This window comes from Streptomyces sp. NPDC047085 (genome assembly GCF_040643735.1).
Taxonomy (GTDB): Bacteria; Actinomycetota; Actinomycetes; order Streptomycetales; family Streptomycetaceae; genus Streptomyces.
This window is the reverse complement of record NZ_JBEYUW010000004.1, coordinates 278,728-299,850: the sequence shown is the minus strand read 5'-3', so window position 1 is coordinate 299,850 and position 21,123 is coordinate 278,728. Positions and strand designations below refer to the sequence as shown.

General features: G+C 69.5%; 18 protein-coding genes and 1 tRNA gene. 11 read left to right on the top strand and 8 right to left on the bottom strand.

Annotated features, from left to right (window positions below):
* The first annotated feature begins 92 nt into the window (after positions 1–92).
* Both ABZ865_RS16865 and ABZ865_RS16860 read left to right on the top strand, forming a co-directional pair.
* Complete coding sequence (locus ABZ865_RS16865; protein ID WP_361230477.1) at positions 93–623, top strand: SigE family RNA polymerase sigma factor; 531 nt, start codon at positions 93–95, stop codon at positions 621–623.
* Complete coding sequence (locus ABZ865_RS16860) at positions 620–1,405, top strand: hypothetical protein (protein WP_361230474.1); 786 nt, start codon at positions 620–622, stop codon at positions 1,403–1,405. Before ABZ865_RS16865 ends, ABZ865_RS16860 begins: the two co-directional genes overlap by 4 nt.
* Here the strand turns inward: ABZ865_RS16860 and ABZ865_RS16855 are convergent.
* Complete coding sequence (locus tag ABZ865_RS16855) at positions 1,296–1,535, bottom strand: hypothetical protein (RefSeq protein ID WP_361230471.1); 240 nt, start codon at positions 1,533–1,535, stop codon at positions 1,296–1,298. The genes ABZ865_RS16860 and ABZ865_RS16855 overlap by 110 nt on opposite strands.
* 143 nt (positions 1,536–1,678) lie before the next feature.
* Here ABZ865_RS16855 and ABZ865_RS16850 point away from each other — a divergent pair, with 143 nt between their 5' ends.
* Positions 1,679–4,114 (top strand): non-reducing end alpha-L-arabinofuranosidase family hydrolase, encoded by a 2,436-nt coding sequence (locus tag ABZ865_RS16850; RefSeq protein WP_361230469.1) that lies wholly within the window; start codon positions 1,679–1,681, stop codon positions 4,112–4,114.
* A gap of 148 nt (positions 4,115–4,262) precedes the next feature.
* Here ABZ865_RS16850 and ABZ865_RS16845 read toward each other — a convergent pair whose 3' ends face one another.
* Positions 4,263–5,888 carry an RICIN domain-containing protein gene (locus ABZ865_RS16845; RefSeq protein WP_361230466.1) on the bottom strand — a complete coding sequence of 542 codons (1,626 nt, stop codon included), beginning with the start codon at positions 5,886–5,888 and terminating at the stop codon, positions 4,263–4,265.
* A gap of 819 nt (positions 5,889–6,707) precedes the next feature.
* Between ABZ865_RS16845 and ABZ865_RS16840 the strand changes: the two genes are divergently transcribed.
* The 5 genes from ABZ865_RS16840 (at position 6,708) to ABZ865_RS16820 (ending at position 11,585) form a co-directional block, all read left to right on the top strand.
* Entirely contained in the window at positions 6,708–9,200 is a 2,493-nt protein-coding gene (locus ABZ865_RS16840) for a phospholipase D-like domain-containing protein (protein WP_361230463.1), read from the top strand.
* Positions 9,201–9,770: 570 nt separating this feature from the next.
* The gene (locus ABZ865_RS16835) at positions 9,771–9,908 is read left to right on the top strand and encodes a hypothetical protein (protein ID WP_361230460.1); all 138 of its coding nucleotides are present in this window, start codon (positions 9,771–9,773) and stop codon (positions 9,906–9,908) included.
* Positions 9,905–10,348: a PIN domain-containing protein gene (locus ABZ865_RS16830; protein ID WP_361230456.1), complete on the top strand. Its 444-nt coding sequence runs from the start codon at positions 9,905–9,907 to the stop codon at positions 10,346–10,348. Before ABZ865_RS16835 ends, ABZ865_RS16830 begins: the two co-directional genes overlap by 4 nt.
* 560 nt (positions 10,349–10,908) lie before the next feature.
* Positions 10,909–11,190 carry a hypothetical protein gene (locus ABZ865_RS16825; RefSeq protein ID WP_358733054.1) on the top strand — a complete coding sequence of 94 codons (282 nt, stop codon included), beginning with the start codon at positions 10,909–10,911 and terminating at the stop codon, positions 11,188–11,190.
* The gene (locus ABZ865_RS16820; protein WP_361230452.1) at positions 11,187–11,585 is read left to right on the top strand and encodes a PIN domain-containing protein; all 399 of its coding nucleotides are present in this window, start codon (positions 11,187–11,189) and stop codon (positions 11,583–11,585) included. The genes ABZ865_RS16825 and ABZ865_RS16820 overlap by 4 nt, the downstream gene beginning before the upstream one ends.
* A 601-nt stretch (positions 11,586–12,186) precedes the next feature.
* On the opposite strand, the gene ABZ865_RS16815 is transcribed toward ABZ865_RS16820, so the two are convergent.
* Entirely contained in the window at positions 12,187–13,452 is a 1,266-nt protein-coding gene (locus tag ABZ865_RS16815) for a DUF4365 domain-containing protein (RefSeq protein ID WP_361230449.1), read from the bottom strand.
* A 225-nt stretch (positions 13,453–13,677) separates the two neighbouring features.
* Positions 13,678–13,751, bottom strand: a tRNA-Gly gene (locus ABZ865_RS16810).
* Between the two features lie 283 nt (positions 13,752–14,034).
* On the opposite strand from ABZ865_RS16810, the gene ABZ865_RS16805 reads away from it, so the two are divergent.
* The 3 genes from ABZ865_RS16805 (at position 14,035) to ABZ865_RS16795 (ending at position 15,408) form a co-directional block, all read left to right on the top strand.
* Positions 14,035–14,193 (top strand): hypothetical protein, encoded by a 159-nt coding sequence (locus ABZ865_RS16805; protein ID WP_361230446.1) that lies wholly within the window; start codon positions 14,035–14,037, stop codon positions 14,191–14,193.
* Positions 14,194–14,309: 116 nt separating this feature from the next.
* The gene (gene dcd, locus ABZ865_RS16800) at positions 14,310–14,885 is read left to right on the top strand and encodes a dCTP deaminase (protein ID WP_361230443.1); all 576 of its coding nucleotides are present in this window, start codon (positions 14,310–14,312) and stop codon (positions 14,883–14,885) included.
* 25 nt (positions 14,886–14,910) lie between these two features.
* The gene (locus ABZ865_RS16795) at positions 14,911–15,408 is read left to right on the top strand and encodes a phosphoribosyltransferase (RefSeq protein ID WP_361230441.1); all 498 of its coding nucleotides are present in this window, start codon (positions 14,911–14,913) and stop codon (positions 15,406–15,408) included.
* A 92-nt stretch (positions 15,409–15,500) separates the two neighbouring features.
* Here the strand turns inward: ABZ865_RS16795 and ABZ865_RS16790 are convergent, their stop codons facing one another.
* The 4 genes from ABZ865_RS16790 to ABZ865_RS16775 form a co-directional block, all read right to left on the bottom strand.
* Positions 15,501–16,514, bottom strand: coding sequence for a Yip1 family protein (locus ABZ865_RS16790; RefSeq protein WP_361230438.1), 1,014 nt, complete (start codon positions 16,512–16,514; stop codon positions 15,501–15,503).
* Between the two features lie 71 nt (positions 16,515–16,585).
* Positions 16,586–18,013 (bottom strand): hypothetical protein, encoded by a 1,428-nt coding sequence (locus ABZ865_RS16785; RefSeq protein ID WP_361230435.1) that lies wholly within the window; start codon positions 18,011–18,013, stop codon positions 16,586–16,588.
* Positions 18,014–18,048: 35 nt separating this feature from the next.
* Positions 18,049–19,461 carry an FG-GAP-like repeat-containing protein gene (locus ABZ865_RS16780; RefSeq protein ID WP_361230432.1) on the bottom strand — a complete coding sequence of 471 codons (1,413 nt, stop codon included), beginning with the start codon at positions 19,459–19,461 and terminating at the stop codon, positions 18,049–18,051.
* Between the two features lie 76 nt (positions 19,462–19,537).
* Entirely contained in the window at positions 19,538–21,019 is a 1,482-nt protein-coding gene (locus ABZ865_RS16775) for an FG-GAP and VCBS repeat-containing protein (protein WP_361230429.1), read from the bottom strand.
* Positions 21,020–21,123 lie beyond the last annotated feature (104 nt).

The following is a 21,123-nucleotide window of genomic DNA, read 5'->3' as shown; positions in this document are numbered from 1 at the left end:
CCGTTCGGATCCCGGGCCGGGCACTGTTAGGCTGCGCCCCCATTGTTAAACGCGCAACTAACGCGCACATCATTGCCAGGAGAGGGCGGGGGATGCTCCTCGATGACGCGTCCGCGGAGTTCCACGAATTCTTCGAACGCCACTATGCCGAACTCGCCCGTCTGGCACACCTCCTGACCGGCGAGACCGACGCGGCGGACGACCTCGCGGCGGATGCCCTGGTCGCCCTGTGGCAGCGCTGGGACCGGTTGCGGCAGGCCGACCACCCGCTCGCCTATGCCCGCGGTGTGGTGGCCAACCTGGCGCGGGGACGGATCCGCAGCGCGGTGCGCGAGCGACTCCGGATCACGCTGTTCTGGTCCCGCAGCCCCGAGAAGGTGGAGGGGCCGGACATGGCGGCCGTGCTGGACGTCCGCGCGGCGCTCGCCCGGCTGCCGTTCCGCAAGCGCGCCTGCGTGGTGCTGCGGCACGCCTTCGACCTGTCGGAGAAGGACACGGCGGCGGCGCTGGGCATATCGGTCGGTACGGTGAAGAGCCAGACCTCGAAGGGAATGGCCGAGCTGGAAAGGATACTGGGCGCACGAGCGGTCGGGGACCTGGTGGCAGGGAGGAGGATCCGGTGAACGAGGAGATCGCCCGTCGGCTGCGCGAGGCCGCCGAGACCCACCGGCCCGACCGTGCGAGGATGCTGGCCCGGGTGCAACGCGGCATGGCCGGCCCCGCCGTCCGTCACCGCGCGCGGCCGTTCGCGAGGTCCGGGACCAGGGTCGCGCTCGCCGCGCTCGCCGCCACCGGCATCCTGGCGACCGGCGGCCTCGCCGTCGCCGCCATCGTCGCGCACTCGTCGCCGTCGGCCACGGTGACCGCGCCTGCCACCCCGTCCCCGACCGCCGGCTCCCCGCACCCGACATCGGGCCGCCCCACCCCTGTCGCGCCGGCTCCGGCCACCACCCCGGGCAGCGCGCGCCCGACTCCGCCGGCCACCAGTTCATCACCGTCCGCCGGCGAGAGCCAGAACGGGGCGCTGTGGTCGGCCGGCTCGGTGGACCCGCACAGCACCGTCTACTGGACGCAGAGCAACCTCGCCCTCAAGACGACCCAGCCGCTCACCTCGCTCACGGTCGAGATGCGGATCGTGCAGACCGGCCGGGTGAAGATCACCGGCACCTGGCAGACCTTGCCGAGTGATGACTTCACCGTCACCGCCCAGGAGGCCGGCGGCACGCTGGTCTACCGCTGGGTTCTCAAGCCGGGCCTGACCGTGCCGGCCGGGAGCTATGAGTTTGCCGCCCAGTTCAACAACGGCACCGGCGCGCGCAGTGCCGCGGGCGACGGCTACCGCGTCGACGCGCAGGGTTCGGGCGGCTCCGCGTCGGTCCGGGGAGGGTTCGTCCCGACCCGGTGAACGCCGCTGTGCGGCAAGGGGACGAGCCCCCTTGCCGCACAGCTCGATGGGAGAACAAGTACCGGAACTGCTGGTAAGGGGTCCAGTCGGCCGGGCCGGCGTTGGTCCCGTCGGCGTAGGTGGCCTCCATGTGGCGAGCAGGTCGCCGTGGAACTGGGTGGGGACGGTGACGGCGGCCGTGAAAATTCCTCCCTCGATCGCGGCAACCTTTGTGTGCGTGGCGGCAACTGGCGGGTAACGAGGCCGGATCAAGGCCCGCTGTGCCAGAAGGACATGCCGTTGTCAGATCAGAACCGCTCTCATCGCCGCCGTCCGGCAACTCGCCGCGTGCTCGCCGCCGCCGTGGTCCTCGCCGCCGCGGGTGCCGCCGTACCACTGGTCGCCCAGGCCGCCCACACGCCGAAGGCCCGCACGCCGACCCTGGCCGGTGCAGCGGCCGGCAGCGGCCGCTACTTCGGTACGGCGGTGTCCTCGGGCAGGCTCGGCGACTCGACGTACTCCACGATTCTCGACCGGGAATTCAACATGATCACCCCGGAGAACGAGATGAAGTGGGACACCACCGAACCGTCCCGCGGCACCTTCAACTTCGGCCCGGCCGACTCGATCGTCGGCCACGCCTCCGCGCACGGGCAGCGGATGCGCGGGCACACCCTGGTGTGGCACTCGCAACTGCCCGGCTGGGTGAAGTCCATCACCGACGCCAACTCCCTGCGCAGTGTGATGGACAACCACATCACCACTGAGATGAGTCACTTCAAGGGCAAGATCTACGCCTGGGACGTGGTCAACGAGGCGTTCGCCGACGGCGGCAGCGGCCAGCACCGCAGCTCGGTGTTCCAGGACGTGCTGGGCAACGGCTTCGTCGAGGAGGCGTTCCGCACCGCCCGGAACGCCGATCCCTCCGCCAAGCTCTGCTACAACGACTACAACATCGAGAACTGGACCGACGCCAAGACGCAGGGCGTCTACGCGATGGTCAAGGACTTCAAGTCGCGCGGTGTACCGATCGACTGCGTCGGCTTCCAGAGCCACTTCGGCGCAGGCGGGCCGCCGGCCAGCTACCAGACCACTCTGTCCAAGTTCGCCGCGCTCGGCGTGGACGTCCAGATCACCGAGCTCGACATGGCCCAGGCGTCGCCGACGGCGTACGCCAACGCCGTCCAGGCGTGCGTGAACGTCGCCCGCTGCACGGGCATCACGGTGTGGGGGATCAGGGACAGCGACTCGTGGCGCACCGGTGAGAACCCGCTGCTGTTCGACGCGGGCGGCAACGAGAAGCCCGCCTACAACGCGGTGCTCACCGCCCTGGGCGGCAGCAGCGGCGGCACGCCGGGCGGGGGCATCACCTCCGGCACCGTCTACACGCTCTCCGACGTGGCCGCCGGACGCGTTCTCGACGAGCCCGCGGGATACAACGGAAACGGCACCCAGCTCCAGGTGTGGGACGCCAGCGGTGCCTCCAATCAGCAGTGGCGGGCCGGCCGGAACAGCGACGGCTCCTACACGCTGACCAACGTCGCCAGCGGCCGGGTCCTGGAGGAGCCGGGCAACCAGACGGGCAACGGGACGAGGATGCAGGTCTGGGACTCGGGCGGCGGCGCCAACCAGCACTGGCGGGCCGGCCGCAACAGTGACGGCTCCTACACGCTGACCAACGTCGCCAGCGGCCGGGCGCTGGAGATCCCCGGCGGTCGGACCGCCAACGGCACTCCCGTCCAGATCTGGGACTCCAACGGCGGCGCCCACCAGCACTGGAACCTGAGGACTTCGGCGCCTGCTCCGGCGGGCGGCGCGTGTGCTCTTCCGTCGACGTACCGGTGGTCGTCGACGGGTGCGCTGGCGCAGCCGGCGAACGGGTGGGACGCGGTGAAGGACTTCACCGACGTGGTGTACAACGGCAAGCACCTGGTGTACGCGTCGAGCGTGTCGGGCTCGTCGTACGGCTCGATGATGTTCAGGCCCTTCACGAACTGGTCGGACATGGCGTCGGCCGGCCAGGCCGGGATGCGCCAGTCCGCGGTGGCGCCCACGTTGTTCTACTTCGCGCCCAAGAAGATCTGGGTGCTGGCATCCCAGTGGGGCGCGTCGCCCTTCGTCTACCGTACGTCGAGCGACCCCACCGACCCCGACGGCTGGTCCGCGCCGCAGCCGCTGTTCACCGGCAGCATCCCCAAGACTGAATCCCCCACCGGCCCGATCGACCAGACACTGATCGCCGACGACCAGAACATCTACCTGTTCTTCGCCGGTGACAACGGCAAGATCTACCGGGCGAGCATGCCGATCGGGAACTTCCCGGGCAACTTCGGCTCGTCCTACACGACGGTCATGAGCGACACGGTGAAGAGCCTGTTCGAGGCGCCGCAGGTCTACAAGGTGCAGGGCCAGAACCAGTACCTCATGATCGTCGAGGCTCGGGGCGCGAACGAGCAGCGCTACTTCCGCTCGTTCACCGCCACCAGCCTGAGTGGTTCCTGGACCCCGCAGGCCGCCGGCGAGAGCAACCCCTTCGCCGGCAAGGCCAACAGCGGTGCCACCTGGACCAACGACATCAGCCACGGCGACCTGGTCCGCACCAACCCCGACCAGACCATGACCATCGACCCCTGCAACCTGCAGTTCCTCTACCAGGGCAAGTCCCCCACCGCGACCGGCCCCTACGACCGACTGCCGTGGCGGCCGGGTGTCCTCACCCTGCAGCGCTGACCCGCCTGATCAACGGTGATCGCGATCGGGTGCAGTGCACCGGCACGTAGACGAGCGGTCTACGGCGTGAGCACCTCCACCCGCTGAGCCCGACGAAGATGACGAATGCGCCCCCATCGGAGAGATGGGGGCGCATTCGTGCCTTCGCCTACTTGAGCGCTGTACCGCCCGAGTTGTGATAGCCGATCGTCTTACGGATCAGGTTTCCGCCGTCGGACTCGGCCGTTGTCTGTTCCTGCTGCCCTGGACCGAAGAGCAGGCCGGCGACATGGGCGTTCGCGACCTGGTCCATGTGCGCGAAGAACCAGTCCACCTTGTCGTCCTTGTAATGGTTGAGAGTGTTGTTCTGCGCCATGTTGCCCACGGGGATCTGCCACAGGACCACCGGCTTGCCCACGGACTCGGCCATCGTCTTGTAGAACTGCAGCGCGGCGGCGGCCTTCTGGTCGGTCCAGAAGTGGTCACTGCCGCCGTGGGCCGGCTGTGCGTACCAGCCTGCGTCGCGGTCCGACACATCGGTGGCCAGGAAGTCGGCGTTCTGTGCCCCGAGGTCCGCGTAGTCCTTGACGCAAGCCTGTGTGTTGGTCTGCCAGTCGAAGCAGGAAAGGTGCATCCCCACCGCGGTGTTCGGCGCGTACTTGTGCGCCATCGACATCAGGCAGCGGGAGAGTCCGGCGGCGCTGTTCTCCTGCGATCCGCAATCGGTAGGGTTTGCGGCCGAGACCTGTGCGGCAACCTGGTGCGGATCGCCGAGCGACCGGACGTAGCCCCAGAAGTCGGGCTCAAGGTCGATCGCGTCGTGCGACGTGCCGATCTTCTGGAGGAAGAAACGGTAGTCGTTCATGTACCGGGTGAGCAGGTCAAGCCGGTTGATGGCCTTGACCTCGCCCGGGCCGTCGCCCTCCCCTGCCGCATCCCCGAGGTCGCGCAACGAGTACCAGGTCCAGAGCATCTTCTGCGGACGCGGGCTGCCCTTGTACGTCGCCTGGGCCGCCACGGTGTCCCGCCAGGTCACGTAAGTGCCGGGCGCCGTGGTGCTGCCGTTCCAGCAGCCCCACCAGCCCGACCACCCGTCGTGGCAGCGCGCTGCAGAGTAGTAGTCCGACGAGGGCGCGGGCTGGCTGTGCACATAGGCGTAGCGCACGTCGAACGGCGCGGCGGTCGCCGAGGCGTCGGTCATCGAGCCGCCGATGAGCACCGTGCTGCTGCCCATGAAACGTGTCGTCGAGCTGCCGCCACCGGCCGCAGGAGACGGCGCCGACGACGGCTGCGTGCCGACACTCCCGGCCGGGACGAGTTGCCACTGCTGATTGGCACCGCCCCGGTCGCGGTTCTGGACGACGTCGCCCCCGTCGGCCTTGGCGGCGTTGTGGACATCGACAGCCATGCCACTGAAGCGATTGACCAAACGCACGTAGCCGGCCGCCGACTTGGCCAGTTTGAACTGCTGGTTGGTGCCGTTCAGGTCTTTCCACTGCACAAGGGCGGAGCCGGCGGTCTTCGACCAGCCGAGGTCGTCCAGCACCTTGCCGGAGTTCCGGTTCTGCAGCCGGTAGTACCCGTCACCCGCGTCGATGAACCGCCACTGCTGGTTGGCGCCGCCGTGACGGCTCCACTGCACCACCGCCGCGCCGTCGTTCTTGGCGGAGGCGCCGTCGTCCAGCACCTTGCCGCTGTTGCGGTTGACCAGCACGTACCACTTCTTCAGATCCAGGGTTTCTTGCTGCGCCGAGGCCTGGCTGACCACGACAGCCGAGCCGGCCACGACCACCATGGCAAGACCCGCCCAGAGACCCCGACGCGCGAGCAGCCGACGGCCACGATGCTTCGGGCGATCACCGCGCGCGCCGCCGTCGGCACGGTGGCCGCCGGCGCGGGACGCCACCGATGACGTGGGTGGGCCGGGGACATGTCTGTGCTCTCGTTCCAGGGACACGCCTGTGCTCTCTTTCAGCCGTCGCATCTGACCGGACCACTTGGCCGGACAACACTGAGTGGTCCCAGAGGCCGAAAAGGTTGCCGCGAAGAGCCACAGATCTTTTTCGCCTTGACCGCTTCCCGTTCGCTGCGGAGCACGGCACGCCTAACGCGGCGGTGGCGAACGCCTGATGGCTGGTCGGGGAAGGTGCGGGACAGCAGCGAGATCCCGACCCGGCAAGGCCGCTCCGAGCGCCTCCCTTGGGAAGCCACGGCGCTTGCGCGGCCGCAGGGTAGGTGACCTGCGGGCGTTCATCGTGTCGGTATCGTCGCGCGGGTCCGGTCACATTGCTGTTGACCGTGGTTGTCCGCTCTTATGGGCACGTCGTGGGCACGGCTTCGAAGTGCGGCGGACAGGGCACCCGAGAACGGCCTCTGTGCTTGGCTCGGCTCGTTCGCATGTCCGACGAGGGGAGGCGGGGAGTGCACGTCGCCAGTGCGCAGCCCTCCGGCGAAGTGCTCGCCAACTCGGCCGTGGCAGCGACCACGAGGCCGACGACCCCGGTGCGCGGTCGGCGACGGAGCGTGCGCTGACGCGTCAACCGCCGGTCAAGAACGTAATAAGTGGGCCGTAGGATGTTCTCTTTCCCAACTCGTGTTTAGATAAAGGAAACAGATGGGTAGACAGATACGGCGCTCGGCGGCAGTCGTGGCCCCTCTCGCGCTCGGTGCGGCACTGCTCGCTCCGGCCACCGCTCACGCGGAGACCGTCGTCTCCGGAAACTACACCGCGGTGTTCAACTACCCCACGCCCACGACCTACGACTCCTCGATCAACACCTCGGTCGGCGACCTGATCGATCTCGCGGCGCCCAACTCGACGCTGTACATGGGCATGTACTGGTTCAACAGCTCGGGTCTGCGGGCGAAGCTCACCGCCGCCCAGAGCCGTGGCGTCACGCTGCGCATCATCTCGGAGTCGGCGAACCGGGCCAGCAGCGACCTGGACAGTCTGACGCTGACGGGCAACTCCAGCCTCACCTGGTGCTCCCGCGGCTGCCTGGGCAACGGTTCGGGCGACACGAACGCGATCGACCACGACAAGTACATCGTGTTCGACGCGCTCACCGACGGACGCACGAACGTCGTCTGGCAGAGCTCGCAGAACCTCGCGGGCGGCCAGGACGGCGAGATCAACAACGCGGTCGTCGTGTCCAACAACGCGACCCTCGCCTCCCGGTACCGCGCGCACTTCAACGACCAGATCAGGCATGTCGGCGACAGCCTGCACACAACGTACGACTACACCACGGGCGACCCGAGCTCTCCCGTCGAGGCGTTCTTCTTCCCCCGTAACACCGCCTCGGACGCCACCCACTACGGCAACGCCGACATCCTCGCCTCGTTCATCGACAAGGTCGACTGCTCGATCGACGGAAAGATCAGGATCTCGGCGGCCGAGCTCGACCAGCGGACCACCCGCCCGGCTGTCTACGACGCCCTCCAGGCGAAGCGGTCCCAGGGGTGCAGCGTCGACGCGAACGTCCGCGATCTCAGCAACGGCGGCGGCAACGACGGCGTCAACGACCTGACCGCCCTCGACATCGCGGCCTACGGCAACCGCCCCGGCGGGTGCCGCTACAAGTCCTCGGCGACCGCCTCCTGCAACCACGGCACCACCCACTCCAAGTACCTGCTGACGGAGTGGACGAAAGCCGACGGCACCAAGGTCCAGCACGTGTACACGGGCTCGCACAACTGGACCTCGGGCTCGCTGAAGACGAACGACGAGACGCTGCTGCGCATCGACGACCCGGCCGTCTACCAGGCCTACGTCGCCAACTTCAACAAAGTGCACTCGGGTGCGGTCGACATCGACGCCTCGAAGTACGGCTCGACGTCCCAGCACTACTCGCGGGTCAACGTACAGGCCAACGGCGACCAGCACTACAGCGCCATCGCCTCCGGCGGCACCTCGTCCGTCTACACCGCGGTGGTGTACGAGCAGGGCGACCGGCACGACTCCTCGGACCCCGAGCTGGGCACCGACGTGTACATCCGCATGTACAAGGACGGCGTCGCGCTGTGGAACGAGAAGCTGCTGAGCAACAGCGGCACCGCCGGCAACACGACCTGGTCGCACCAGAAGCCCGACGTAGGCGTGGACGACCAGGGCAACGCGATCGTCGCGTGGGCCAAGGACGACGACGGCAACAAGTTCGCCGACATCGCCGTGGTCAAGGTGGCCCCGGACGGCACGGTGACCGCCCTGCCGCGCCCGCACGCCTCCGGTAGCGGGGACCAGCTGCGGCCGACGGTCGCGGTGGCCGGCGACGGCTCCTACACCGTCGCCTGGGAGAGCACGGCCGACGGCTCCACGCTCAACCAGATCTACGCGAGCAGCTGGTCCGGGACCGGTACGCTGCGCTACCAGGACGTCCAGGTCAGCACGATCAACTCGGGTGCGGCCGGGTCGAACCGCCGCCCCGACGCGGCGATCGACGACGCCGGGAACACCGCGATCGTCTGGGAGGAGGACGCGGACGGCAACGGCGGCATCAACATCGGTCTCGCGAAGCTGAACACCTCGGGCGGCTTTGCCGTGGCCCGTAAGGTGGCCAACTCCCTCACCGACGGGCAGCAGTCCGTTCCTGCGGTGGCGTCGACGGGCGACGGCCGGTTCGTCGTGGCGTGGACGGACGAGTACACCACTGGCACCGGCACGCTGGTGCGGCCGCAGCGGATCTACGACCGCATCTTCTCCGCGACCGGCAGCGCCGCGGCGGCCGAGCAGCGGACCACCGAGGACGGCACCAGCAGCGGCCCGTACGTCGACGGCCAGCGGCCGATCTCCGACCAGGACATCGCCGATGTCGCGGTCGCCGACGACGGCAGCTTCGTGGTCGCGTGGAAGGAGGCCTTCGACGTGAACATCGGCGGGAGCCTGTACGCGGGCAAGGACGACGTGTGGGCCCGCGGCTTCAACGCGGACGGCACGACGACCGGCAGGCTCCCCGCCTACCGGATGAACGTGGTGACCGGCGGCGGTCAGGGCGGCCCGGCCGTGACCCTGGCCTCGACCGGCCGGCTCGCGCTGACGTACTCGGACGACTACGACGGCAACGGCTTCAACGAGATGCGGCTGCGGGACGCGTTCAGCAACTCCTGAGTCTCGGGGAGTGCCATCACTCCTGAGTCCCGCGCAGTCTGAACGCCCAAGGGCGGCACCCCTTGAAGGGGCGCCGCCCTTGGTACTGCGCTCGCCCTCGTCCTGGCCCCCTGCAGCGATCGGCCTTACGACCTCGTCGACGTGGAGCAGGACGCACCAGGGGAAGTCCACGTCGCTTACGAGCGCCTCCTGCGCGCCAGGTCCTCGGACGGCGGCGCCGTCACGCTGAACGCCCAGCCGCTGGGCGGGACGGCGACCGCGGCGCAGCCTCGCACGGCCACACGGGATGGCCGCCGGATTGTCGGAGAAGGCGGTGTTCACCGCCTCGCAGACGGTCTCCTCGTCGGTGGCGGTCAGGACCTGCCACCACGGTCCGGCCTCGGCGGCCGACTGCTGTCGTATCCCGGAGTCGTGGCGTCTCGGCCGCCGGATAAGCGGACGCGTCCTGTTCCGCCTGCTGCTTGGCGGCGGCCCGTTGGGCGCGGGCCCAGTCGGCCGATCCCCTGGAGGCGGAACGCCTGAGCCTCGGCGAGTGCCCATGGCAGGCGGCAGGGGATCCACCTTGCGGCGATGGCGAACCGCGTCTGGGACGAGCCGCTGTTCTCGCGCACCTTCGAGGGGCCGGGACGTACGCCATCGAAGGCCGAGGTCCGTGACGTGGTTGGCGACGCGGTCCGCCGCAAGACGGACTCCGGGCCTGCTGCGTGATCATCGTCATCGCGGACACGTCCGGCCTCCTGGCCGCCCTCGACTCGACGCACCCGGAGCACAGGGCGGCGAACGAGGCGATCATGGCGGCTGGCCTGCTGGTCATGTCGCCGCTCCTGCTGGCGGAACTCGATCACGTCGCCACGCGAGAGATCGGGCGGGAGGCCGCCGTCAGCGCGGTTGACGACCTCCGCCGCTGGATGAGCCGGGGCCGGGTCGTCATGCCGGAGATCACAGGGGATCACCTGGGCGCAGCCCAGTCCGTTCGCGTCCGTTACCACGCACTGGATCTCGACCTCGCCGACGCGGTGAACGTGGCGCTGGCCGCAGACTACGACACCGACGCGATCCTCACCCTCGACCGGCGAGACTTTGGTGCCGTACGGCCTTTGGGTCGTCACAAGGCATTCCGGGTCCTGCCCGACGGTCTGCCGCTGTGACGAGCTTCCGGCATCGAAGTCCCAGCCGATGAAAGGGACTTCGGTCGGCATCGCATACGGCTGCCGCGCGGAACCCGTGCCCTCCGCGTGCCCGATCTTCGTGCGCCCAGCGGGCCGGAAACTGCCGGACAACCTTCGACAAAACACAAGCCCCAGGCCGTTGACCTGGGGCTTTAAGAAGAGCGGGTGACGAGAATCGAACTCGCGCTCTCAGCTTGGGAAGCGACGGCGCTTGCACTGGCTGCATGCCTCTGAACAGCACGGATACTGGGATCTCGGAGTGGTCGTGCGCGTCGGATTGCACCACTGCTCACCGTGGTTTTCCGCTCTTACGGGCACGCGGAGGGCACGGAATCCCAGAAGGGGGGAGACCGGCGCCACCGAGGGGACAACCGGGCGCGGTCCGCCCGATGCAGAGGCAACCGTTGAGCGAGCGTTGCGGCTGCACAGTACCCACGAACCTCCGGCCCAACCTCCGACACAGGGATCCTCCGGCTCCGATCAGAGTCTCGTGATGCACTTGCCGCCCACTATGCCATTTTCAATGGCATAATCGGGGTGTGGCTGATGACGACGTTGACTTCCTGCCCGGCGACGGCCCCACCAGTGGCATCTCCGTCACGCTGACCGCCGGAACCCTGCAGGCGATCCGTGAGCGGGTCGGCAAGCGGGGTGTCTCGGCGTACCTGGAGAAGGCGGCCCAGCGGCAGATCGAGCGGGACAACCTGGACGAGCTGATCGCGGACTTCGACAAGGTGCACGGCCCGGCCGACCCTGAGGCCGTGGCGGCGAAGCGGGCTCGGTTGACCGGCGGTGCTTCAAATGCCGGGGCGGCCGCGTGAGCGGTGCCCTGGTCCTGGACAGCGAGGGCCTGGCGAAGGCCGTACAGCGTGACCGGGAAATCCACGAGTGGCTGACGGCGGCTCGCGACGCGGACCTGCCCGTGATCACCTCGGCAGCGGTACTCGTCGAGGTGATCCACCCGAAGATCAACGAAGCCGCACTGAAGTGGACCCTGTCCCGCCTGAGTGTCGAGCCGGTGACCCAGGCCGTCGCGCAATCCGCTGCCGCTTTGCTGCGTACTGCGGGGCTGCACGGCCACAAGTACGCCATCGACGCCATGCTGTGCGCGACCGCCCTGCAGCGTCCCGGCCGGGTGACGATCCTGACGTCCGATGTAGAAGACATCGCTCTGCTCACTGCCGGGCATCCACGCGTGAGTTCGGAGAAGGTCTGAGCCGAGGCGCTTTGCAGAGATGGTGCTCGCTGTGCGGAGATCATATGGACGTCGACTGCGGCACATTCGCCGCCGGGGCATCGAGACAAGAGCCTAGCCCGCGCCGTGAAACTGCTCGGTTGATATCAACGGCCAGTTCGTCTGGGGCAGATCACCCAGTACCTCGCCGGTGGCTGCGCCCTCATCGACAGGTACAAAACCACCACAGCCCTGCAAAGTGCCCTGATCGAGTCGTCCATGGACGCCCGCCGCCTCGGGCATGACATGGTGGCGGACAGGGACATCGGGCACGCTCTCTTGAAGTTGAGCCCAGTTTCGCGCGGCACTCGGGGCCCCTGACACCTGTCTACGCTCGCGAACCCGGCAGAACTCGCCTCCCCACCAGCAGGGTCAGACTCGCGGACTGCCTGGACCAGCTCGGCAGGAAGGCACGGTGTACCAAAGCCCCACCGGCCGGGCTGTGGGATGCCCTGACGGACCATGCTGCGCGGGGAGCCCCTGTCTGCCCTGGCGGAATCGGAGGGAGACCGGGGACATCTGAGGATCGCTGTGCAGCTGCTCGTGGCCGCGGCCGAGGCGCGGGTGTCACTCAGCGGGTTGGTCACGTCCGGGCGGCCGGAGCCTGATCATTCTCGACGGCCTTCTCGGATGCCGTGGGCTCGGGTATGCGCCAGACGATGCGGACTTGCTCGCCGAGGGGGAGCGAGGGGCCGCCGATGTAGACGCGGTGTATGAGGTAGAGGACGGCCAGCTGGAAGGCCCCCGGCTCCATGTCGTCCACTGTCGACACTGTCGCCCGGCTCAGCATGTTCACCTGACGGACGACACGGGGCTCGGTTTCGAGAGGCCCGAGCTCGGCGACGATCTCCGGTCCGAGTTCGCCGTCCTCGCGCATGGCCAGGATCGAGCGCCGCATCAGGTCGGGCTCGGCGGCGATCCGGTCGAGGATACGGGCCAGGAGGTAGTCGTGGAGCAGGTCGGCCTCGATCCGGCCGTGTTCTACAGGCTCCTCGTCCGTGCAGTCAGGGCACCCCGCGCACTCGACGAGGCCGATGGCGTCGTCCCCCGGCCCCTCGTCGGCCTCTCGGGTGGACATGAAGCACGAGGTCGCCCACATGATCTCGGACGGGCTAAGTTCCAGGTCCTCGGCGGTCCACAGATCGGGGTCCGGGGATTCACCGCCTCTTATCTCCTCGGGTATGTCGATCCGGCCGCGCATCAGGGACTCCAGGGTGACGAGAACCGGTTCCCAGTCCTGGGCGCTGAGCAGCAGCGTCGCCACACGGTCCCCCGGGCGCTTCCAGAAGATGAGGTCCTCGTCGTAGCCGTTGACGAAGTGCAGAACGTGGTCCGCCTGGTCGAATTCGACGCCGGACATCTCGCCGAGGTGGGTGAGGACGGCCTGCCGATCTCGATAACGCCCCACGTAGCGGCGGGCTTGGGCGACGAAGGACTCCATGGTGGTGTCGTCCAGCACCGCGTTGGGGCTGACCCCGATGAAGCGCGGCGGACTCAGCGGACCGGACCGACGGAGCTGTTGGGTTCCGTTGGCCCAGTGCAGTTGTCTGGTGTCAGGGTCGTACACCACGCAGTAGACGGGGATGTTCCCGTTCGCCCAGGTGTCGCCGTGCTGGTCGACACGCACCGCGTAGCCGTTGCCTCGGCGCCGGCTGCTCCCACCCTTGACCTGAACCTTGATCGTGTCGCTCGTGAGATGTCCGTTGTGGGTGAAGGTGACGTAGAGGTCCTCGCCGAAATCGTTCTGCCCGGAAATTTCCTGAACGATGTGGTCGTGCTCTTCGAACAGGGAGCGCAGCGCGTTCACGGCGGCCTGCCCCACGCGCCGCCCTTTCGAGATCTTCGGCATATCGTCCTCCCCCGGAGCTCCCTCGCCGGGCACCGGCAGATCCGGGACGGCACCATCCTTCGACATCCTGCCGCACGCCTCTGACATCCGGCCTGGGGAACGGCCGGGGGTTCACATGCCCAGCCTGGGAAGCCTCTCGCCGGGACACGGCCTTCCGGTGAACCATCTGGCACGCAATGATCACCAGGGACAGCAAAAAGGCCCGGATCGATGATCTGGGCCTCATGGAGCGGGTGACGAGAATCGAACTCGCGCTCTCAGCTTGGGAAGCTGATGTTCTACCATTAAACTACACCCGCGTAATACGGACAGATCGCCCCTCGCGGAGTCGATGTCCGAACGCTCGCTCACTGTACCTCATCGCGGACCCCCGGTGCTCGGACCGTGTGGGCAGGGGTCGCGGGAGGGGTGGGATCCCCGTGCGGGGGAAGCGAGTTGGGGCGTACCGTGGAGGACTGGGAGAGGGTCCGGGTGGGGCCGGAGTGCCGCCTGGAGAGTCGTCTCTTTGATCCCGTAATGTGGCTTTTGTCGTCAGGGCAATGAGCCCGATACGGCTCTTGGGGAAGGGACTTAAGGGACTTGATGGAACGCACCGTCGTCCGCTGCGCGGACGGGCACGTCTTCAGCACCGCTTCGTTCCCGATGCAGCAGGCCGAGCGACTCGGCCCCGGACGGCTCGTGAGGTGTCCCCGGTGTGCCCGGCTCCGCAATGCGGTGCCGGTCACCCTGGAGAAGCGGTAGCGAGCGGGAGAAGCGGCGGCCGGCCGGGTAGGCACCGGCGGGCAGGCCGAAGATCGAAAGGCGCGCGGGGTCGTCACGATTGTCACGGCTCCGCGCGCCTTGCGTATCCTCGCTACGTGCTTCTCTCAGACAAGGACATCCGGGCCGAGATCGACGCCGGGCGGGTACGGATCGATCCCTACGACGAAACCATGGTGCAGCCGTCGAGCATCGACGTACGGCTGGACCGCTACTTCCGGGTGTTCGAGAACCACCGGTACCCGCACATCGACCCCTCCGTCGAGCAGGCCGATCTGACCCGACTGGTCGAGCCCGAGGGCGACGAGCCGTTCATCCTGCACCCCGGGGAGTTCGTGCTGGCGAGCACGTACGAGGTCATCACCCTCCCCGACGATCTCGCCTCCCGCCTCGAGGGCAAGAGCTCGCTCGGGCGGCTCGGGCTCGTCACGCACTCCACCGCCGGGTTCATCGACCCCGGGTTCAGCGGTCACGTCACCCTGGAGCTGTCGAACCTCGCCACCCTGCCGATCAAGCTCTGGCCGGGCATGAAGATCGGCCAGCTGTGCATGTTCCGGCTCAGCTCGCCCGCCGAGTTCCCCTACGGCAGTGAGCGCTACGGCTCCCGCTACCAGGGCCAGCGCGGGCCGACCCCCTCGCGGTCCTTCCAGAACTTCCATCGGACCCAGGTGTGAGGGCGGCGACGAGATGAGCGACGACATGAGTGACGTGCGGGAGAATCTGACCTACGAGCGGTTCGGCGTCGCCGTCCGCGAGCTCGCGCAGACCATCGCCGACGACGGGTACGAGCCCGACATCGTGCTGAGCATCGCGCGCGGCGGTGTGTTCGTCGCGGGCGGGCTCGCCTACGCCCTCGACTGCAAGAACATCCACCTGGTGAACGTCGAGTTCTACACCGGTGTGGGCACGACCCTCGAGATGCCCGTCATGCTCGCGCCGGTCCCCAACGCCATCGACTTCTCCGACAAGAAGGTGCTCATCACCGACGACGTCGCCGACACCGGGAAGACGCTGAAGCTCGTCCACGACTTCTGCCTCGACCACGTCGCCGAGGTGCGCTCCGCCGTGATCTACGAGAAGTCCCACTCCCTCGTGAAGTGCGAGTACGTCTGGAAGCGCACCGATGAGTGGATCAACTTCCCGTGGAGTGTCGAGCCGCCCGTGGTGAAGCGGGCCGGGCAGGTTCTCGACGCCTGAGGCGTCCGGGGCGGACGAGAGAGTGCATGGAAAGGGCCCCCGGCTGTGGTGCCGGGGGCCCTTTCGCGTGGGTGTCGTCTGGGTGCCGCCGCTCAGAACGTGCCGAGCTTCACGATCGACAGCAGGGCGATCAGTTGGATCGCGGACGCGCCCAGCGCCTTCGGCCAGGGCAGGTCGTGGGAGCGGGAGACCATCAGGGTGAGCAGGGCGCCCGCGCCGATCCAGGTGGCCCAGCCGAGCACCTGGACGAAGCCCGCGTCGCCGCCGAAGAACATGGCGAAGACCAGGCGGGGGGCGTCCGTGAGTGACGTGATCAGCATGGACAGGCCGACCGTGGGCTGCCAGGCGCCGTCGCCGCCGAGCTGGCGGGCCAGGGTGTGGGTGACCACGCCCAGGACGAAGGCGCTCAGAACCATGGTGACGGCGGTGATCAGGACGATCGGGACCGCGTTGGAGAGGGTCGCGTTGATCGCGTCCTGGCGGGCGCCGTCGAAGCCGAAGACGGCGAGCAGGCCGTAGAGGAACGTGACGATCAGGGCGGGGCCCCACATCGTGTAGTCCCGCATGCGCAGGAAGGTCTGGTCGGGGGAGAAGACGACCCCCTTCAGCAGTTCCTTCCAGTGCAGGGGCGGGCCGATCGGTCCGGGCGGGGCGGCCGAGCCGGCGTGGTAGGTCGCGCCCTGGGTGTAGCCGGAGGCCTCGTCGATCGAGAACGCCTGGGTGTGGCCCGGGTTGTTCGCCGCGTACGGGTCGTGGGCGCCGCCGGGTCCCTGCTGCGGGTAGCCGCCGTCGCCGAAGTACTCCGGCCCGTCGTCGCCGGGGCCCGGGTAGCCGTACGGCTGCCCCTGTCCGGGGTACGACGGCTGCGGCGCCGGCGGATAACCGTACGACGGTCCCCCGGGCCGGCCGTGGCCGCGCCCGTGTCCGTTCCCGTGTCCGTGCCCGTACGACGGTCCCTGCGGAGCCTGTTGTCCCTGGGGGGTGCGGTTGTCCCGGCCCCCGCGTCCGATCCTGAATCCAGCCACGTCTTCGAACGTACCTGGTCCCGGAGAGTGGCGTGCCGGACCCGGGCGTCCGGGCCCGGCTTTGCGGCCGACCTGTGACATCCCCTAAGGGATCGTCAGCGAATGATCCCGGGGAAGCCCAGGGAGAGCCCCGGGCTTTCCCCGGCTCGCCGTCAGCTGTTGAGGACCGAGCCGTAGCGCGGGGTGCCCGCGGTGGAGACCCCGGTGGCCGACGGGCCGAAGGAGACCGCGCCGGCCGTGGTGGCGCCGCCGGCCGCGCCGCGCAGCGACCAGACCGCGCCGTCGCCGGCGTTCTCGCCGGAGCCCCCCACCGTCAGCTCGGCGCGCCGGTCGCCGGAGTGGTCGGCGAGCAGCACCCGTGCGCCGAAGCGGTCGCCCTTCTCGGCGGTCCCGGGGACGCCCGCGGTGTTCTGGGTGAACGACATCGAGCCCTTGGTGGTCAGGCCGGAGGCGGTGCCGTACAGGAGGGTGACGGAACCGGCGCCGGAGTCCTCGCCGGGCGCGCCGACCGCCAGGTCCTTGTACCCGTCCCCGTTGACGTCGCCCAGGTGGACACTGCTGCCGAACGCGTCGCCGGTCTCGGCCGCGCCGGGCACGCCGGCCGTGTCCTGGCCGATCACCAGCGGGGCGTGGGAGGTGCCCTTGCCGCCCGGTCCGCCGTAGACCACGGTGACCTTCCCGCCCTTGGCTCCCGCCGGGTCGGCGGAGGTCTCGGCCGGGTTGCCGATCGCGATGTCGGCGTACCCGTCCTTGTCGATGTCGCCGATCGCCGAGACCGTCCCGGCGGGCAGGTCCTCCATCCAGTCGGTGTAGTTGCCGATGGACGGGTCGGTGACCAGGTGGGTGACGGCGGCGCCGGTGCGCGGCTGCCGGCCGTGCACCACCAGGCTGGTGGACCAGGCCGGGGAGACGCGGCCGGCGGACAGGGACGTGATGCCGTACGAGGGGGAGTAGGAGTCGGGGAAGCCGGAGCCGGAGCCGCCCTGCCAGCTGCCGGACCTGCTGATCGGGCCGTCGACGAAGGACAGGCCGATCGGCCCGGTGGCACCGATCGCGATGTCCGTGTCGCCGTCGCCGTCGAGGTCGCCGACGGCCAGCGCCTGCCCGTAGCGGTCCACCTCGTCGTGCCAGAAGTCGACGACCGTGCGGGCCCCGGACAGTCCGCTCCTGCCGCCCCAGACGACGACCACCGTGCCGTCGTTGGTGTCGCCGTCGACGTCCTCGCCGGGGGCGCCGATCACGAGGTCGGCGTACCCGTCCTTGTTCAGGTCCGCCGAGGCGACGGCGGCGCCGAACGCGTCGCCCGCCTCGGCGGTGCCGGGCACGCCGGACGTGTTCTGGGTGATCAGGGTGCGGGTGGCCGTCCTCAGCCCGGTGGAGCTGCCGTAGACGACGGAGACGGCGCCCGCCTTGGACTGGCCGGCGACGGTCGCGTCGGGGGCGCCGACGGCGAGGTCGGCGCGGCCGTCGCCGTTGAAGTCGTACGGGGCGGCGGCCGTGGCCGCGTGGGCGGCGGGCACGGTCAGGGCGAGCGGGGCCAGGGCCCCGGCGACGACGATGGCGAGGACGCGGGTACGCATGGAGCTCCCTTGGGGATGCCGGGGTCGGGGGCGCGTCACTGGGCGATGGCCGAGGCGAAGCCCCCGAGGCCCTTCACGGAGACGTCGCGGGCGCTGATGAACGTGGCGTAGTCGGTGGTCAGGCCGGAGGCGGTGCCGCGCAGGACGGTGACGGCGCCGTACCCGTTCTCCCCGCCCGCGCCGACGATCAGGTCGGCCTTGCCGTTCTTGTTGATGTCGGTCAGCCGGACCGACTGGCCGAACGCGTCGCCCGTCTCGGAGCCGCCGGGCACGCCCTCGGTGTCCTGCGTCCAGGTCTTGGCCCCCTTGGTGGTCAGGCCGGAGGCGGAGCCGAACAGGATGGTCACCGCGCCGGCCCCGCGAATGCTGCCCACGGCCTCGCCGGGCGCGCCGACCGCGACGTCGGCGTAGCCGTCGTGGTTGATGTCACCGGTGCCGATCGACGAGCCGAACATGTCGTCGGTCTCGGCGGTGCCGGGCGCGCCCGGGGTGTCCTGGTGGATCACGGTCGGGGTCTGGGCGGGGTCGGGGCCGTTCGGGCCGCCGTACCAGACGGTGATCTGGCCGCCCTTGTGGCCGGACTTCTTGTACGTGCTGGGGTCCGTGGGGTCGCCGAGTACGACGTCGCCGTAGCCGTCGCCGTTGACGTCGGCGACCGAGCCGCGCAGGCCGTCGGCGTTCGGCAGGTCCTTCATGGCGTGCCTGGAGCCGGTCCAGGTGTAGTAGATGATGTCGCCGCCCTCGTCGCCGTCGACGAGGAACGGGTAGAAGCGCTCGGCCGCGCCGTCGCGGTTCAGGTCGCCGGCGAACACCTCGGTCGTGGTGCCCAGCTCGCCGACGCGGACGTTGCTCACCGGGGTGCCCGTGCGGGTGAAGGGGCCCTTGTAGAGGCGGGTCTCGGTCCGGCCGGTGAGGGTGACGTCGGCCTTGCCGTCCCCGTCGAAGTCGGCGACCGCGATGCCGACGGCGAAGTCGGCCCACTCGGCCATGGTGGACGGCTGGGGCACGAGGGCGCCGCCGGACAGGCCGGACGGGCCGCCCCACAGGATGGTGGCGCTGCCCACGGCGTCCCGGTCCCCGATGCTCTCGTTCGGGGCGCCCACGACCAGGTCGGAGTAGCCGTCGCCGTCCAGGTCGCCGGCGGCCAGGCTCTCGCCGAAGAGGTCGCCCGGCTCGGCGGTGCCCGGGACGCCGGCGGAGTTCTGCGTGATCAGGGTGCGCCGGGCGGCCGAGACGCCCGAGGACGAGCCGTAGAGCACGACGACCGCACCGGCCTGCTGGGCCGAGCCGACGTCGTGGCTGACGGCGCTCAGGGCGAGGTCCAGGTAGCCGTCGCCGTTGAAGTCGCCGGACAGCCGGGAGGGCGCGGCGGCGGCCGGGGTGGCGGGAAGGGCGGTGAGCAGGCCGGTGGTCAGGCCGGCGGCCAGCAGGAGGACGCGCTTGCGCAAGACGGGGCTCCGGATGGGAGTGGGGCCGGGCCCGCACGGTGCGGGCCCGGCCGGGACGGGGAGGGGGGAGGGCAGGTCAGTCGGCGAAGAGGGAGCCGAACTGCGGGGTGCCGGAGGTGGAGACGCCGGCGCTGCCGGCCCCGATGAAGCGGCTGCCGGAGGTGGTGATCTTCGACCCGTTGGACGGCAGGTAGGTGAGGGCGCCGTCGCCGCTGTCCTCGTACGCGCCGATCACCAGGTCGGCCCTGCCGTCGCCGGTGACGTCGTCGAGCTTGACGTCGGCGCCGAAGAGGTCGTTCTTCTCGTTGCCGCCGGGGACACCGGTGGTGTTCTGGTTGAACGACTGGATGCCGGACGCGGTGTTCACTCCGGACGCTGAGCCGTAGAGCACGGTGACCGCGCCGGTGTCGGTGACGCCCTCGATGTCCTCCAGCGGGGCGCTGACCACGAGGTCCTGGTAGCCGTCGCCGTTGACGTCGCCCAGGTCGAGGTCCCAGCCGAAGGAGTCGCCCTTCTCGGAGCTGCCGGGGACGCTGCCGGTGTTCTGGTTGATGCCGGTGGTGGCGGCCGGGCCGGAGGCGGAGCCGTAGGTGATGTTGACCCGGCCGCCGTTGGAGGCGTCCGGGATGGGGGTGCCGTCGTCGAGGGTGGCGTCCCAGCCGGCTCCGCTGACGATGTCGCCGAAGTGGTCGCCGTTGATGTCGCCGATCGCGGTGATGATGCCGGGCTTGAGGGCCGTGGCGGAGGAGCCGCTCAGACCGCTCGCGGTGCCGGGCAGCCAGTAGTTGGTGTTCCAGCCGTCCGGCGTGGAGGTCTCGTAGCCGTCGACCACGAGGTCGGTGCGGCCGTCGCCGTTGATGTCACCGGCGGTGAGGCTCAGCGGGCCGTACGGGTAGTCGTTGCTGCCGGACTGGATGGGCGGCTTGATGGTGGTGCGGCTGCCGGCGGTGCCCGAGCTGCTGATGCCGCCCTTGTAGAGGTACAGGGTGGCGGAGGAGCTGCCGACGACCAGGTCGGTCTTGCCGTCGCCGTCGAAGTCGCCGGCGGCGAGGTCCTTGCCCCAGTAGTCGTGGGAGGAGACGGCCGGGTCGACCAGGTGGGCGGACTTGCCGGTCAGGCCGTTCTTGGAGCCGTAGAGGATGACGAGGTCGCCGCCGTTGGTGTCGGTGCCGACCTTCTCGTGCGGGGAGCTGACGGCGAGGTCGTCGTAGCTGTCGTTGTTGAAGTCACCGAAGGCCGTCTCCTGGCCGAAGCCGTCGCCGGCCTCGGCGGTGCCGGGGACGCCGGTGGTGTTCTGGCTGATGACGGTGCGCTTGGCGGCGGTGACGCCGGAGGCGGAGCCGTACAGGACGACGATCTGGCCTGCGCCCTTCTGGCCGCTGACGTAGGCGCCGGGCGCCGAGGTGGCGATGTCGCCGATGCCGTCGCCGTTGAAGTCGGCCTTGGCGACCTTGACGGAGTCGGCGGCCGTGGCGGGTGTGGCGGCGAAGGTGAGCAGACCGCCCGTCAGCGCGGCGGCGGTGGCCGTGGCGAGGGCGAGCCGGCGGTGCGTGTGCATGCGGGTTCTCCTGCGGCATGCGGGGGACGCCTGGCGGGGCATCCACGTCGACGGGGTGCGGACCGTCCGTGTTCGCCGTGGGTTGTCCCACGGTTCACCGAACG

Coding starts and splice junctions, on each gene's coding strand:
- ABZ865_RS16785 (WP_361230435.1), bottom strand. CDS start 18,013: ATGCGTACCCGCGTCCTCGCCATCGTCGTCGCCGGGGCCCTGGCCCCG.
- ABZ865_RS16850 (WP_361230469.1), top strand. CDS start 1,679: ATGCCGTTGTCAGATCAGAACCGCTCTCATCGCCGCCGTCCGGCAACT.
- ABZ865_RS16805 (WP_361230446.1), top strand. CDS start 14,035: ATGGAACGCACCGTCGTCCGCTGCGCGGACGGGCACGTCTTCAGCACC.
- ABZ865_RS16840 (WP_361230463.1), top strand. CDS start 6,708: ATGGGTAGACAGATACGGCGCTCGGCGGCAGTCGTGGCCCCTCTCGCG.
- ABZ865_RS16815 (WP_361230449.1), bottom strand. CDS start 13,452: ATGCCGAAGATCTCGAAAGGGCGGCGCGTGGGGCAGGCCGCCGTGAAC.
- ABZ865_RS16865 (WP_361230477.1), top strand. CDS start 93: ATGCTCCTCGATGACGCGTCCGCGGAGTTCCACGAATTCTTCGAACGC.
- ABZ865_RS16855 (WP_361230471.1), bottom strand. CDS start 1,535: ATGGAGGCCACCTACGCCGACGGGACCAACGCCGGCCCGGCCGACTGG.
- ABZ865_RS16795 (WP_361230441.1), top strand. CDS start 14,911: ATGAGTGACGTGCGGGAGAATCTGACCTACGAGCGGTTCGGCGTCGCC.
- ABZ865_RS16790 (WP_361230438.1), bottom strand. CDS start 16,514: ATGTCACAGGTCGGCCGCAAAGCCGGGCCCGGACGCCCGGGTCCGGCA.
- ABZ865_RS16835 (WP_361230460.1), top strand. CDS start 9,771: ATGGCGAACCGCGTCTGGGACGAGCCGCTGTTCTCGCGCACCTTCGAG.
- ABZ865_RS16845 (WP_361230466.1), bottom strand. CDS start 5,888: ATGGTGGTCGTGGCCGGCTCGGCTGTCGTGGTCAGCCAGGCCTCGGCG.
- ABZ865_RS16775 (WP_361230429.1), bottom strand. CDS start 21,019: ATGCACACGCACCGCCGGCTCGCCCTCGCCACGGCCACCGCCGCCGCG.